Origin of the sequence: Phreatobacter oligotrophus (assembly GCF_003046185.1) — a bacterium.
GTDB lineage: Bacteria > Pseudomonadota > Alphaproteobacteria > Rhizobiales > Phreatobacteraceae > Phreatobacter > Phreatobacter oligotrophus.
Genome location: NZ_PZZL01000004.1, coordinates 473914 through 488027, shown reverse-complemented (window position 1 = coordinate 488027; position 14114 = coordinate 473914). Strand labels below are relative to the sequence as shown.

The window sequence follows — 14114 nt, the reverse complement described above, 5'->3', positions numbered from 1 at the left end:
GGTCCGCCAACCGGGACCCACTTGGCGGGGTGATGCGCTAGATCACCGCTTGCCGGCTCTCGGAGTGGAACTGCCGGCGATAGAGCACGGCGAAGACGGCCGTCGTCGCGACGATGAAGACCACCGGCCCCGCGAACCAGCCGAGATAGCCGAGCGCGAAGAAGAAGGCGCGCTGCCCGCGATTGAAATGGGCGGCGGCGATGGTGTTCATCCTCGCCGCGCGCTCGGCCATGGCTTTGGCCTCGTCGGAGGTGCGGCGGTCGCCCTCGGGCGTCGCACCGATCAGGATGGCGCAGTAGTTGAACAGCCGGTAGGCCCAGCCAAACTTGAAGAAGGCATAGACGAAGACGACGGTGAGGCCCGCGAGCTTGATCTCCCAGAGCTGGCGCGTGCCGGCATGGCCGAAGGACAGGGTCTGCACCACCTCCACCGCCCGGTCCGAGGCGTTGAGCAGGCCGAGGCAGGCGCCAACCGCGAGCAGCGAGGTCGAGGCGAAGAAGGATGAGCCCTGCTGCAGCGTCATGTTGATCTGGGTGTCGACGATGCGGTTCGGGCGCACCGTCATCTCCTCCATCCAGCGCTTCCGGTAGATGGCCATGGAGGCGGTGAGGCCGGTCCTGCCGCCGCTCCAGATTTCCACCAGCCAGGCATAGGTGCCCCAGGCCGCGACGAAATAGGCGAAGGCGAAAGCGTCGAAGAGCGTGAGATCAAGCATGGGACAGGCGTAGCAAGGCGGGCGGGGCGGCGTCGAGTCGTCCGCCGTCCGGCGGGTGTCGAAGAGGCGGCGGATGGTGCTAGGCTCGACCCGCTACAGGAGGATCGCATGCCGCAGACCATCACGCGGGGCTACAAGGCGCTCATCGACCAGGCCAATGCCGAGGTGAAGACGCTGACCATCGAGGAGGCCAAGGCCCTCCATGGCCGCGACGACGTGGTGTTCGTCGACATTCGCGACCCGCGCGAGCTGGAGCGCGACGGCAAGGTGCCCGGCGCCTTCCACTGCACGCGCGGCATGCTGGAGTTCTGGATCGACCCGGAAAGCCCCTATGCCAAGCCGGTCTTCCAGGAAGACAAGACCTTCGTGTTCTTCTGCGCCGGCGGCCTGCGCTCGGCGCTCGCGGCCAAGACGGCCCAGGACATGGGCCTGAAGCCTGTCGCCCATGTGGAGGGCGGGTTCGGCGCCTGGAAGAAGACCGGCGGGCCGGTGGAGGAGTGGGCGCCGAAGCCGAAGGCCTGATCGATTCATCAGCGCCGCGCATGAGACGATCACGAAGCTTGGCTGGATCGATCCTCGCTGGCCTTCCATGATGGCCTCTCTTCCCCGGGAGGCCCGTCATGAAGCTCGTCATCGGCAACAAGGCCTATTCGTCGTGGTCGTTCCGGCCGTGGATCCTGTTGAAGGTCCTCGGCATCCCGTTCGATGAGGAGCTGATCCCGCTCTACCGGGAGGGATCGGCCGAGGCCATTCGGAAGCTCTCGCCGGGCGGCAAGGTGCCGGCGCTGATCGACGGCGATATCGTCGTCTGGGAGAGCCTGTCGATCATCGAATACATCGCCGATCGTTTCCCGGATCGCGGCGTCTGGCCGGCCGATCCCGCCGCCCGCGCCCATTCCCGCTCCATCGCCAGCGAGATGCATTCGGGCTTCCAGGCCCTGCGCAACCGCTGCCCGATGAATGTCCGGCGGGTGCCGCATCCGATCGTCCTCGGCCCCGAGGTCGAGGCCAATGTCGCCCGGATCGTCGCCGGCTGGACGGAGGCGCGGGCGCGTTTCGGGGCCGGCGGCCCGTTCCTCTACGGCGCCTTTTCGGGAGCCGATGCCATGTATGCGCCGGTCGTCTCGCGCTTCCATTGCTATGCGGTGCCGGTGCCGCCGGAGGCGCGCGCCTACATGGACGCGATCATGGCTCTTCCCGCCTGGAAGGACTGGATGGAGGCAGGCCTCATCGAGCCCTGGCGCCTCGCCGACAGCGACGACGTGACCTGAGCGGCGGTGGCCCCCGCATTCCCCTATCTTGTCGCCGCCGCTCGCGGTTCCATGATGAGGACAGGGAGCCCCGCCATGTCGCACCGTTTCACCATCCGCCGCACCATCCTGGCCATCGCCGCCAGCGCCTGTCTCGGCCTCCTGCCGGCCAGCGCCATGGCCGCCGACCTCACGGTCATGGTGACCGGCGCCTCGAAGGAGGTGTCGCAGCGGATTGCTGACCTGTTCCAGGCCCGCAGCGGCCATCGCATCACCCTCGTCGCCGACACGGCGGGTGGCGTGCGCCGCCGCGTCGAGGCGGGGGAGGCGGCGGACGTCATCGTCGCGACGCCGGTCGTCATCGACGCGCTCGTGACGGGCGGCAAGGTCGTGCCGGGAACGCGCTATGACCTGGCGCGCACCGGCATCGGCATCGGCATCAAGGAGGGCGCGCCTGTGCCGCCCATCGCCACCGTCGACGACATTCGCCGTCTGATCCTCGCTTCCAAGGGCATCGCCTATGTCGATCCGGCCAGCGGCGGCACCAGCGGCACCTATTTCGTCCAACTGGCCGAGCGCCTCGGCCTGAAGGACGAACTGGCGGCGCGGGCCCGGCCGCAAATGGGCGGTTACGTCGCCGAGCGCGTGGTTCGGGGCGAGGCGGACGTGGTCTTCCACCAGATCAGCGAGATCATGCCGGTGCCCGGCGTACGCATGATCGGGTCGCTCCCCGCCGAGATCCAGCTGACCACGACCTATTCGGCCGGCCTGTCGGCCACGGCGCGCGAGGGCGAGGCGGCGCGGGCCTTCCTGGCGCTGATGCGCAGCCCTGAGGCGGCGGCGCTCATCCGTGCCGCGCATATGGAGCCCGTCGGCCCCTGAGCTGCGGCGGTGCCTCCGCCGCTCCGCCCGGATGACAGGCAGGCCCTGCCGCGCTAACCAAGGCGCCCCGACAGATCCGCCGGAGCGTTTCAGCCTTGGCCATCCTGAAGAGTGCCTTCAATCCCGCCGCCCCCGAGGCCCGCGCCAATGCCGAGGCCTGGCGGGCTCTCGCCGAGGACCTCCAGGCGAAGCGCGCGGAAGCCGCCCTCGGCGGCAATGAGAAGAGCCGGCAGCGCCACGTCGCCCGCGGCAAGCTCCTGCCGCGCGACCGGGTGATGGGCCTCCTCGACCCCGGCTCGCCCTTCCTCGAACTCTCCCAGCTCGCCGCGAACGGCATGTATGGCGAGCCCATCCATGGGGCTGGCGTCATCACCGGCATCGGCCGGGTCGAGGGCCGCGAGGTGATGATCGTCGCCAATGATTCCACCATCAAGGGCGGCACCTACTACCCGATGACGGTGAAGAAGCATCTGCGCGCCCAGGAAATCGCGCTGCAGAACCGGCTGCCCTGCGTCTATCTCGTCGATTCCGGCGGCGCCAACCTGCCGCACCAGACCGAGGTCTTCCCCGACCGCGAGCATTTCGGCCGCATCTTCTACAACCAGGCCAATCTCTCCGCCGCGCGCATCCCGCAGATCGCGGTGGTCATGGGCTCCTGCACGGCGGGCGGCGCCTATGTGCCGGCCATGTCGGACGAGACGGTGATCGTCCGCCGCCAGGGCACGATCTTCCTCGGCGGCCCGCCGCTTGTGCGCGCCGCGACCGGCGAGATCGTCACGGCGGAGGATCTCGGCGGCGCCGACGTCCATGCGCGGCAGTCCGGCGTTGCCGATCACTATGCCGTTGACGACACCCATGCGCTGGCCATTGCCCGGCGCATCGTCGCCAACGTCAACTCGGTGAAGACCGTCGACATCGCGCTGGCCGAGCCGCGCGAGCCGAAGCACGACCCGGCCGAACTCGAGGCGCTGGTCCCGACCAATCTCAAGACCCAGTATGATATCCGCGAGGTCATCGCCCGGCTGGTGGACGGGTCCGAGTTCGACGAGTTCAAGGCGCTCTACGGCACGACGCTGGTGACGGGCTTTGCGCGGCTGCACGGCATGCCCGTCGGCATCATCGCCAACAATGGCATCCTGTTCTCGGAAAGCGCCATGAAGGGCGCGCATTTCATCGAGCTGTGCTGCCAGCGGCGCATCCCGCTCCTGTTCCTGCAGAACATCACGGGGTTCATGGTGGGCCGGCAGTTCGAGGCCGGCGGCATCGCCAAGGATGGCGCCAAGCTCGTCACCGCGGTCGCCTGCGCGCAGGTACCGAAGATCACCCTGCTGGTGGGCGGCAGCTATGGCGCCGGCAATTACGGCATGTGCGGGCGGGCCTATTCGCCGCGCTTCCTCTTCACCTGGCCGAATTCGCGCATTTCGGTGATGGGCGGCGAGCAGGCGGCGAGCGTGCTGGCGACGGTGAAGCGCGAGAATTTCGAGGCCGAGGGGAGGGACTGGAGCGCCGAGGAGGAAGAGGCCTTCAAGGCCCCGATCCGGGCGAATTACGAGGCCGAGGGCCATCCCTATTACGCGACGGCCCGGCTCTGGGACGACGGCATCATCCTGCCGAGCGAGACACGGCGGGTGCTGTCGCTGGCGCTGAGCGCGTGTCTCAATGCGCCGGTGCCAGAGACGAAGTTCGGCGTGTTTAGGATGTAATTGCTGCGGTTCGGCAGATCCTTGCACGACGCAACTGCGTCCTTCGAGGCTCGCCCTTCAGGCGAGCACCTCAGGATGAGGAGGGGAGAGACCTGCATCAAGGGAGACGCGCGCGAACGACTCGTCGCGAAGGGAGGCTGATGCCACGCTCCACCTCCCTCATCCTGAGGTGCGAGCTTTAGCGAGCCTCGAAGGACGCACTTGCGTCATGCAGTCCAACCGCTCGCCTGATGCGCTCCGACCCGTCTAGTCTCACCCCGATAAGCGCCGCTAACGGCCGATCACGGGGATGAAACGCATGACCGATACCCTTCCTCCCGCCGCCCTGGTGACCGGCGGCTCGCGCGGCATCGGCGCGGCCATCGTCCAGCGGCTCGCCGCGCGCGGCATTCCTGTCGTCAGCCTTGATCGCGAGCCGCCCGCGGCCGGTTCGCCCGCCCGTCACGTCGCCTGCGACCTGACCGACCTTCCCGCGACGCAGGCCGCGCTTGCCGCCATCACCGCCGAGAACGCCATCCTCTGGCTCGTCAACAATGCCGGCATCGCCGCTCCCGCCTCGCTGGAGGAGACGACGATGGAGGATTTCGACAAGGTGGTGGCGATCAACCTGCGCGCCTGCATCCTCGCCGCGCAAGCGGTGCTGCCGGCAATGAGGGGAGCGGGCAGGGGGCGGATCGTCACCATTTCCAGCCGCGCCGCGCTCGGTAAGGAGCTGCGCACCGCCTATTCGGCCACCAAGGCGGGGGTGATCGGCCTCACCCGCACCTGGGCGCTGGAGCTCGCCCCCCACGGCATCACCGTGAACGCCATCGGGCCGGGGCCTATCGAGACAGAGCTGTTCAAGAGCGCGAACCCGCACAATTCGCCGCGCACCCAGGCGATCATCCGCGGCGTGCCGGTCCAGCGGCTCGGCCAGCCCGAGGACATCGCCCATGCCGCCGATTTCTTCCTGTCGGATGGCGCGGGCTTCGTGACCGGGCAGGTGCTGTATGTCTGCGGCGGGATGACGGTGGGCGTGGCGCCGATTTGAGCGCGCTGCGGACGGATACCGCCCTCTTCGGGTCATGCCCGGCCTTGTGCCGGGCATCCACGACTTCACCGATGGGCCGTGGTCAAGTCGTGGATGCCCGGGACAGGCCCGGGCATGACGACCAAGGGTGGCGCATGATCTGAGGCGCCGATCCCCCGCTCACCCCACCACCGGCCAGGCCCGCTGCTCCGGACGCAGCCCCTCCAGCGCCGCGCAGAGCCGCATCACCCCGCGGTCATCGAAACGATGGCCGGTCACCTGCACGCCGATGGGGAAGCCCTTGCGGTCATAGCCCCAGTTGACGCTCGCCGCCGGCTGCTCGGAGAAGTTCTGGGCCACGGTGAAGGGGATGTGGTCCAGCGCGCGGTGCGGATCGTCGGTGGGCGAATGGGCCTCGGCGGCATAGTTCACTGGGCAGGTGCAGGGCGAGAGCAGGAAATCGAAGGGCTGGATGGCTCTGGTCGCCGCCTCGCGCATGGCCTGCATGGCGAGGAAGCCGCTCATCACATCCTCGCCGGTAAACTTGCGGGCGCGCCAGGTCGCCCATTCCACGATGTAGGGCAGGATCTGCTTCTTCTCGGCCGCCTTGAGCTTGGCGACGTCCCCATAGGAGCGGGCCTCGAAGAAGCGGCAGATGCCGTCCAGCATGTCGTGGGTGAGATAACCCTCGATGGGCGTGACGACGGCGCCCTCGGCGGCGAGCGCCTTGGCCGCCGCCTTCACCGCCCGGATGATGGCGGGATCGGCGGGCAGGCCCGCCTGCATGGCCGTGAAGACGCCGATGCGCAGGCCCTTGAGCGGCAGGCCTTTCAGGCCCCGGGCAAAGTCGGCCGGGCCGGGGGGCAGGCTCGCAAAATCGCGCGGATCGGGCCGGGCGATGACCTCCATCAGCAGCGCGCCGTCCTCGACCGTGCGGGTCATCGGGCCGGCGACGCGGCCGGGGTAGGGCGGGTGGATCGGCACCCGGCCATAGGAGGGTTTCAGCCCGAACAGGCCGCAATGGGCGGCGGGCAGGCGGATCGAGCCGCCGATATCGGTGCCGATATGGAGCGGGCCGTAGCCGGCAGCGGCCGCCGCGCCGGCGCCGGACGACGAGCCAGCGGGGTTCTTCGTGAGGTCCCAGGGGTTGCGGGTGACGCCGTGGAGCGAGGAGAGGCCCGAGGACATCATGCCGTAGTCCGGCATGGTGGTCTTGCCGAGGATGACGCAGCCGGCCTCGCGCAGGCGTGCGGGGACGGGCGTGTCCTCCGCCCGCGGCGTCATGTCGGCAATGGGCACGCCGATGGGGGCGGGGTCGCCGGCCGTGCCGATATTCTCCTTCACCGTCACCGGCACGCCGTCGAGGCGGGAAAGGGGCTTGCCCTTGGCCCAGCGACGCTCGGCGGCCTTCGCTGCCTTCAGGGCGCTCTCGGCCGAGACGATGTACATGGCGTTGAGGGCGGGCTCCGAGGCCTCGATGCGGGCGAGGACGGCGCGGGTCACCTCCACCGGCGAGAGCCGCTTCGCCCGGAAGGCGCGGGAGAGGGCGGCGGCGGAGAGGTCGGCGAGGTCGGTCATGGCATGCGGCTCCGGCAGGGGCGCAACCCTTGTCACGCCGCTTGGTGGCAGGTGCAAGGCGGGACGGGGAAGGGAGGCCATGCGCGGCGCTCGCCCCTTCGGACCGCTGGAATCGATGGGCGAACAGGGTAAAGTCGGCACCCCGCAGTCCAGCCGAGGCGTGCATGTTCTCCTCCGTCCTCATCGCCAATCGCGGCGAGATCGCCGTCCGCGTCATGAAGACCGCCAAGCGGCTGGGGCTGCGCACCATCGCCGTCTATTCCGAGGCGGATGCCGGGGCAATGCATGTGCGCATGGCGGACGAGGCCTATCCGATCGGGCCTGCCGCGGCGCGCGAGAGCTATCTCGTCATCGACAAGATCATCGCGGTGGCGAAGCAGTCGGGGGCGGAGGCCATCCATCCCGGCTACGGCTTCCTGTCCGAGCGCGCCGAATTCGCCGAGGCCTGCGCCGAGGCCGGCATCGTCTTCGTCGGGCCCCCGGCCACCGCCATCCGCGCCATGGGCCTCAAGGATGGCGCGAAAGCCCTGATGCAGAAGGCCGGCGTGCCGGTCGTGCCCGGCTATCACGGCGCCAACCAGGACCCGAAATTCCTGAAGGAGAAGGCCTACGAGGTCGGCTATCCCGTGCTCATCAAGGCGGTCGCCGGCGGCGGCGGCAAGGGCATGAAGCGCGTCGACAAGGCCATGGATTTCGACGAGGCGCTGGCCTCGGCGCAGCGCGAGGCGCAGGGCGCCTTCGGCGATCCGCGGGTGCTGATCGAGAAATACGTGCTCTCGCCCCGGCATATCGAGATCCAGGTCTTCGGCGACACGCAGGGCAACGTCGTCCACCTGTTCGAGCGTGACTGCTCGCTGCAGCGCCGCCACCAGAAGGTGATCGAGGAAGCCCCGGCCCCGGGCATGCCCGCCGCCATGCGCGAGGCCATGGGCCGCGCCGCGGTCGAGGCGGCGAGGGCGGTCGGCTATGTCGGCGCGGGAACGGTGGAGTTCATCGCCGACGGGTCCAACGGCCTCGATCCCACCAAGTTCTGGTTCATGGAGATGAACACCCGCCTGCAGGTCGAGCATCCCGTGACCGAGGCGATCACGGGGCAGGACCTCGTGGAATGGCAGCTGAGGGTCGCCGCCGGCGAGCCGCTGCCGCTCTCCCAAGAGAACCTTGCCATCCACGGCCACGCGGTCGAGGCGCGGCTCTATGCCGAGGACCCGGAAAAGGGCTTCCTGCCCTCGACCGGCACGCTCCATGCGCTGGAATTCGGGGCCGCGGAGGGCGTGCGCATCGACACCGGCGTCGAGGAGGGGGCGGAGGTCTCGCCCTATTACGACCCGATGATCGCCAAGGTGATCGCCCGTGGCGCGACGCGCGACGAGGCGCTGGATCGGCTGGGTCAGGCGCTGGCGGGGACGGTGGTGGCGGGTCCGCGGACCAACGTGACGTTCCTCACGGCGCTGACCGAGGCCGAGGGGTTCCGGGCCGGCGATTTCGACACGGGGTTCATCGACCGGAATGTCGAGGTGCTGGGGGCCGTCCCGCAGCCGATGGATGCGAAAGCGGCGGCGGTGGGGGTGTTGGGTATTGTTCAGCGCCAGATGAAGCATGCCTGGAGGGCCGAACAGCAGCACCGAGACGGCTATTCACCGTGGAGCGTTATGTCAGCGGACGCCTTTCGCCTGTCTGATTCCCCGCGCCATCAGAACGTCCCGGTCGTAGTTGATGGGGAGCTTCACTCTGCTCGACTAACGTTTCCAAGAGGCTTTCCAGTCGCCGAGGTCGCCGGGCAGACGGCCGAAATGTCGCCTTGGTATAAGGGATACCTAGGCTTTCTGGAGACATTTCTGCTTGATAACGACCTGCGAAACTATCCTCGCGACGTAGCGTTGGTGCCCTCTGCCGATGCCATCTTCGTCATCCGCAACGGCCGGCAGACCGAAGTTCGCGCCTTCGACCCGCTCGACGTCGATCTCGACCATCTCGACGGCGGCGGGTCGGTGAAAGCCCCGATGCATGGCAAGGTCGTGCAGGTCTTCGTCGAGCCGGGCCAGCAGGTCGCCAAGGGCGACCGGGTCGCGGTCATCGAGGCGATGAAGATGGAGCACACGTTGCTGGCGCCGAGCGACGGCGTCGTGACCTCGGTCTCGGTCACGGCTGGCGAGCAGGTCGCCGAGGGCGCGCCCGTCGCGGCCATCGAGGCGGCGCAGGACCAGGCGGCGTGAGGGCCTTTCTCGCAGGCGCTTCCTTCCACCTCTCCCCGGCGGGGAGAGGTCGGCGCGCAGCGCCGGGAGAGGGGGCCCATCACCCTCACTCATCTCCCCCTTTCCCGATGCTCGCCAGGGCTCGCATCGACCTCTCCCCGCCGGGGAGGGGTGGACTGCGGCTGCTCGCCCTGGCGCTGACCCTCCTCGCCGCCACCCCGGCCGCCGCCTGCCAGTGCTTCAATTTCTCCCGGGCCGAGATCGTCCAGCGCGCCGACATCGTCTTCGAGGGCACGGTGGCCGTGGTCACGCTCGCCCGCGGCCAGTTGCAGGCCACCATCGACGTCACCCGCCTCGAAAAGGGCCCGGACGTCACCTCGCTGACCCTGCTGACCCCCGCCAGCTCCGCCGCCTGCGGCATTCCCCTGCAGGTCACCCAGCGCGTCGTCATCGCGGCCCGCCGGGACGGGCCGTTCTGGCGCACGGACCTCTGCATGGCGCTCGGCCTGCGTCCGGCACCGCTTGTCCCCAACCGCTAAGGGTTCGGCCCTTGGGGGCGGCGGGTGGCCGCGCTAGATAGGGGGGCATGACCCTCCACCTCATCAAGCTCTGCGTCGGCGCCGACTCGGTCGAAGACCTCCAGGAATGGGTGGACTGGCGCATCAAGACCTTCGGCGAGCAGATCCACACGACGCGGATGCAGCCGAAGCGCGGCGACGAGATCGTCGGCGAGGGGTCGCTCTACTGGGTGATCAAGGGGGTCATCCAGTGCCGCCAACGGCTCATCGAGATTCGCCCTTTCACAGACGGGGAAGGGGTTTCCCGCTGTGACCTGGTCCTTGAGCCGGTGATCCACCGGGTACAGCCTCGCCGCAAGGGTCCGTTCCAGGGCTGGCGCTATCTCGATCCGAAGGACGCGCCGGCCGACCTGTCGTCGGGCGCGACCAAGGACCTGCCGCCCGAACTCGCGAAGGAACTGGCCGAGCTCGGCCTGCTCTGACCCTCAGACCGCGATATTGTCGATGAGCCGCGTCGCGCCGAGCCTTGCTGCCACCAGCAACCGCCAGGGCACGCCGGGACGCGGGTCCCCGAGGTCGTCGGCGGCCCTGAGCTCCAGATAGTCGAGGTCGAAGCCGGCGGCGGTGATGGCGGCGCGGCCCTCGGCGAGCGCTTCAGCGGGCGACAGGCCGTCTCCCAGCGCCTTCGCTACGCCGAGCATGGTCCGGTGCAGGACCGGGGCCGTAGTGCGCTCCTCCGCCGAGAGGTAGCGGTTGCGGGAGGAGAGGGCGAGGCCGTCGGCATCGCGCACCGTCGCGCCGCCGATGATTTCCACCGGCAGGTCGAGGTCCGCCGCCATGCGGCGGATGACGGCGAGCTGCTGGAAATCCTTCTCGCCGAAGACCGCGACATCCGGCCCCGCCTGGATCAGCAGCTTGGCGACGATGGTCGCGACCCCCGGGAAGTGGAAGGGGCGGGAGACATCCTCGAGGCCCGCCGTCGCCGGTCCGGTCAGGCTGACGGTCGTGGCGGCGCCCGGCGGGTACATGGTCGGGACCTCGGGCGCATAGACAGCCTCCGTCCCGACTTCAGACAGGACATCAAGATCATACTGGAAAGTACGGGGATATTTTGCGAAATCCTCATTGGGTGCGAACTGCGTCGGATTGACGAAGATCGACACGATGACGCGGTCGGCGGAGCGCCGGGCCGTCTCGACCAGCGAGACATGGCCGGCATGGAGCGCGCCCATGGTGGGCACCAGGCCGACGCGCAGACCCTCGGCGCGCCAGCCGGCGACGAGGGTGCGCAGGTCCGCGACGGTGCGGACGACCTGCGGGCGGGCCATCAGGCCTCATCCTCCTCGGGGTCGGGACGACCCATCCACCAGATGACCAGCATGGCCACCGGGATCCAGGCGATTCCGGCCGCGGCATAGAAGAGTGGCTCGCCGATGGGGCCGAAGCGGCGGACGGCATTGTGCATGATCGCCATCACGATCAGGGCGTAGAAGGTCACCCAGACCAGGAGGAGGATCGTGCCGAAGAGCTTGCGGGTGCGCTGACGCATGCGTGATGACCGGGTCCGGTTGCCGCCTTGCCGGGCGGTGGGGCAGGGCTATATCTCGCCCTTACGAAGGATCACAAGCCGGAGGATCGCCGCATGACGGCGCCCGCGACCGTTTCGACCGCTCCCGACACGCACCGCGCCGTGCGCATCTGGCTGCTCTGCGTGGCCGCGCTGGTCTTCTGCATGGTGGTGGTGGGCGGCGCGACGCGGCTGACCGATTCCGGTCTGTCGATCACCGAATGGAAGCCGGTGACGGGCTCCATCCCGCCGCTGTCGGCGGCCGACTGGGCGCTGGAATTCGACAAGTACCGGGCGAGCCCTCAATACCAGGCCATCAACAAGGGCATGAGCCTCGGCGACTTCCAGTTCATCTACTGGTGGGAATGGGGCCATCGTTTCCTTGGTCGCCTGGTCGGTGCGGCCATGCTGCTGCCGTGGATCTTCTTCGCGGCGCGCGGCTTCATGTCGGCGCGGCTCGCCGCCGGCACCTTCGGCATCGGCCTGCTCATGGCGCTTCAGGGCTTCGTCGGCTGGCTGATGGTGGCCTCGGGCCTCAAGCCAGGCATGGTCTATGTCGCGCCGCTGAAGCTGATGTTCCACCTGTCGCTGGCCTGCCTGATCTTCGCGCTGCTCGTCTGGACGGCGCTGAGGCTCATGCCGGAGCGGCGGCGCGAACCGGTGCCCGACATCGTGCGGCGCGGCGGCATCGCCGTGCTCTGCGTGCTGGCCCTCCAGATCGCCCTCGGCGCGCTGGTCGCCGGCAACAAAGCGGGCATGCGCTTCAACGACTGGCCGCTGATGGATGGCGCGCTGATCCCGCCCATGGCCGTTCTGTTCGACAAGGCGACCATCGGCGAGGCCTTCATCGACTCGCTCGCCCTCGTGCAGTTCAACCACCGCCTGGTCGCCTATGGCTTGCTGGCGCTGGCGGTCTGGCACATGCTCTCGGCGCGCGGCACGGCCTATGCCAAGGGCGCGACGGTGCTGCTGGGCCTGGTGACGGCGCAGGCGGTGATCGGCGTGGTGACGCTGGTGCTCGTCGTGCCGCTCTGGGCCGGCCTCCTGCACCAGGGCTTCGCCGTGCTGGTGCTGGGGCATGCGCTGTCGCATGTTTTCGCGCTGACCCGCGCGCCGCGGATCGAGGCCGTGCCGGCCGGGCGGGCCGTTCCGGCGGAGTAGGGCGGGGCTCGGGCCCACCGCTATCGGACAGCATTCACCTCTCCGTCATGCCCGGGCTTGGCCCGGGCATCCACGACTTCTCAGACGTCGGTGGTCAAGTCGTGGATGCCCGCCACAAGGGCGGGCATGACCATGCCGCGATGGCGCGTCAGGGGGCCAGACGGCCTCAGACCGCCGCCAGCGCCTTTTCCAGATCGGCGATGATGTCCGCGACATCCTCGATGCCGACCGAGAGGCGCACCACCTCCGGTCCTGCACCTGCCACCGTCTTCTGCTCGTCGGAGAGCTGGCGGTGGGTGGTCGAAGCCGGGTGGATGATGAGCGAGCGGGTGTCGCCGACATTGGCGAGGTGGGAGAAGAGCGCCACTTCCGAGACCAGCTTCACGCCTGCCTCGTAGCCGCCCTTGAGTCCGAAGGTGAAGACCGCGCCGGCGCCTTTCGGCGTGTACTTCTTGGCGAGCGCATGGCCCTTGTCACCGGGAAGGCCCGGATAGGAGACCCAGGCGACCTTCGGGTGGGTGGAGAGGAATTCCGCCACCTTCAGCGCATTGGCCGAGTGCCGCTCCATGCGCAGCGGCAGGGTCTCGATGCCGGTGAGGATCTGGAAGGCGTTGAAGGGCGAGAGCGCCGGCCCGAGGTCACGCAGGCCCAGGACGCGCACGGCGATGGCGAAGGCGAAATTGCCGAAGGTCTCGGCCAGGACGATGCCGCCATATTCGGGGCGGGGCGAGGTCAGGAAGGGATAGCGGCCGGACTTCACCCAGTCGAAGGAGCCGCCATCAACGATCACGCCGCCGATGGAATTGCCGTGGCCGCCGAGGAACTTGGTGGCGGAATGCACGACGATGTCGGCGCCGTGCTCGAAGGGGCGGATGAGGTAGGGCGTCGCCAGCGTGTTGTCGACGATCAGCGGGATGCCGTGGCGCTTGGCGATGGCCGAGATGCCGGCGATGTCCGTGATGTTGCCGGCGGGGTTGGCGATGCTCTCGATGAAGATCGCCTTGGTCTTCGGCGTCACCGCCGCCTCGAAGGCCGCGAGGTCGTCCTGATCGGCCCAGACGACGCGCCAGTCGAAGCTCTTGTAGGAGTGGTTGAACTGGTTGATCGAGCCGCCATAGAGCTTCTTCGAGGCGACGAACTCGTCGCCGGGCTGCAGCAGGGCGTGGAAGACGAGGAATTCGGCCGCATGGCCGGAGGCAACGCCGAGCGCCGCCGTGCCGCCCTCGAGCGCCGCGACGCGTTCCTCGAGCACCGCGTTCGTGGGGTTGCCGATACGGGTGTAGATGTTGCCGAAGGCCTGCAGGCCGAAGAGCGAGGCGGCATGGTCGACATCGTCGAAGACGAAGGAGGTCGTCTGGTAGATCGGCGTCGCCCGCGCGCCGGTGGTCGGATCGGGCTGGGCGCCGGCATGGACGGCGAGGGTGGCAAAGCCGGGGGCGCGATCAGCCATGATGTTTCCTCCTGACCGGCCATTCGCCGGCATTTCGTAGAATTTCTGTCTATCGCGCCGCCATCTGACGGGTCAATGAAACAGGA

14 protein-coding genes are annotated in these 14114 nt (G+C 68.7%); 9 read left to right on the top strand and 5 right to left on the bottom strand.

The genetic code is table 11. From position 1 onward, the window contains the following. Nucleotides 1-37: 37 nt before the first annotated feature. Nucleotides 38-715, bottom strand: a complete 678-nt coding sequence (locus tag C8P69_RS12100; RefSeq protein WP_108177406.1) for a DUF599 domain-containing protein — start codon at nucleotides 713-715, stop codon at nucleotides 38-40. Between the two features lie 108 nt (nucleotides 716-823). Here C8P69_RS12100 and C8P69_RS12095 point away from each other — a divergent pair, with 108 nt between their 5' ends. From C8P69_RS12095 to C8P69_RS12075, 5 genes are all read left to right on the top strand, one after another. Beyond that, on the top strand, nucleotides 824-1237 hold the full coding sequence (locus tag C8P69_RS12095; RefSeq protein ID WP_108177404.1) for a rhodanese-like domain-containing protein: 414 nt from the start codon (nucleotides 824-826) through the stop codon (nucleotides 1235-1237). Nucleotides 1238-1335: 98 nt separating this feature from the next. Beyond that, nucleotides 1336-1986, top strand: a complete 651-nt coding sequence (locus C8P69_RS12090; protein ID WP_108177402.1) for a glutathione S-transferase family protein — start codon at nucleotides 1336-1338, stop codon at nucleotides 1984-1986. Nucleotides 1987-2061: 75 nt separating this feature from the next. Continuing rightward, complete coding sequence (locus tag C8P69_RS12085; RefSeq protein ID WP_170118220.1) at nucleotides 2062-2847, top strand: molybdate ABC transporter substrate-binding protein; 786 nt, start codon at nucleotides 2062-2064, stop codon at nucleotides 2845-2847. Between the two features lie 95 nt (nucleotides 2848-2942). Further along, a complete protein-coding gene (locus C8P69_RS12080; protein WP_108177398.1) occupies nucleotides 2943-4550 on the top strand; it encodes a carboxyl transferase domain-containing protein in 1608 nt (535 codons plus the stop codon). Nucleotides 4551-4848: 298 nt separating this feature from the next. Then, the gene (locus tag C8P69_RS12075; protein ID WP_108177397.1) at nucleotides 4849-5580 is read left to right on the top strand and encodes an SDR family NAD(P)-dependent oxidoreductase; all 732 of its coding nucleotides are present in this window, start codon (nucleotides 4849-4851) and stop codon (nucleotides 5578-5580) included. Nucleotides 5581-5739: 159 nt separating this feature from the next. Here C8P69_RS12075 and C8P69_RS12070 read toward each other — a convergent pair whose 3' ends face one another. Then, nucleotides 5740-7137 (bottom strand): amidase, encoded by a 1398-nt coding sequence (locus C8P69_RS12070; RefSeq protein WP_108177395.1) that lies wholly within the window; start codon nucleotides 7135-7137, stop codon nucleotides 5740-5742. Nucleotides 7138-7301: 164 nt separating this feature from the next. Here C8P69_RS12070 and C8P69_RS12065 point away from each other — a divergent pair, with 164 nt between their 5' ends. The 3 genes from C8P69_RS12065 (at nucleotide 7302) to C8P69_RS12055 (ending at nucleotide 10332) form a co-directional block, all read left to right on the top strand. Further along, the gene (locus tag C8P69_RS12065; RefSeq protein WP_108177393.1) at nucleotides 7302-9353 is read left to right on the top strand and encodes an acetyl/propionyl/methylcrotonyl-CoA carboxylase subunit alpha; all 2052 of its coding nucleotides are present in this window, start codon (nucleotides 7302-7304) and stop codon (nucleotides 9351-9353) included. A gap of 107 nt (nucleotides 9354-9460) precedes the next feature. Then, the gene (locus C8P69_RS12060) at nucleotides 9461-9871 is read left to right on the top strand and encodes a hypothetical protein (protein ID WP_108177391.1); all 411 of its coding nucleotides are present in this window, start codon (nucleotides 9461-9463) and stop codon (nucleotides 9869-9871) included. A 47-nt stretch (nucleotides 9872-9918) separates the two neighbouring features. Continuing rightward, nucleotides 9919-10332, top strand: coding sequence for a DUF1489 family protein (locus tag C8P69_RS12055; RefSeq protein ID WP_108177389.1), 414 nt, complete (start codon nucleotides 9919-9921; stop codon nucleotides 10330-10332). 3 nt (nucleotides 10333-10335) lie between these two features. On the opposite strand, the gene panC is transcribed toward C8P69_RS12055, so the two are convergent. Continuing rightward, a complete protein-coding gene (gene panC / locus C8P69_RS12050; RefSeq protein WP_108177387.1) occupies nucleotides 10336-11178 on the bottom strand; it encodes a pantoate--beta-alanine ligase in 843 nt (280 codons plus the stop codon). After that, nucleotides 11178-11399 carry a DUF2842 domain-containing protein gene (locus C8P69_RS12045; RefSeq protein ID WP_108177385.1) on the bottom strand — a complete coding sequence of 74 codons (222 nt, stop codon included), beginning with the start codon at nucleotides 11397-11399 and terminating at the stop codon, nucleotides 11178-11180. Before C8P69_RS12045 ends, panC begins: the two co-directional genes overlap by 1 nt. 93 nt (nucleotides 11400-11492) lie before the next feature. On the opposite strand from C8P69_RS12045, the gene C8P69_RS12040 reads away from it, so the two are divergent. After that, nucleotides 11493-12578 carry a COX15/CtaA family protein gene (locus C8P69_RS12040; RefSeq protein ID WP_108177383.1) on the top strand — a complete coding sequence of 362 codons (1086 nt, stop codon included), beginning with the start codon at nucleotides 11493-11495 and terminating at the stop codon, nucleotides 12576-12578. A gap of 166 nt (nucleotides 12579-12744) precedes the next feature. Here C8P69_RS12040 and C8P69_RS12035 read toward each other — a convergent pair whose 3' ends face one another. Next, entirely contained in the window at nucleotides 12745-14028 is a 1284-nt protein-coding gene (locus tag C8P69_RS12035; RefSeq protein WP_108177381.1) for an O-acetylhomoserine aminocarboxypropyltransferase, read from the bottom strand. Nucleotides 14029-14114 lie beyond the last annotated feature (86 nt).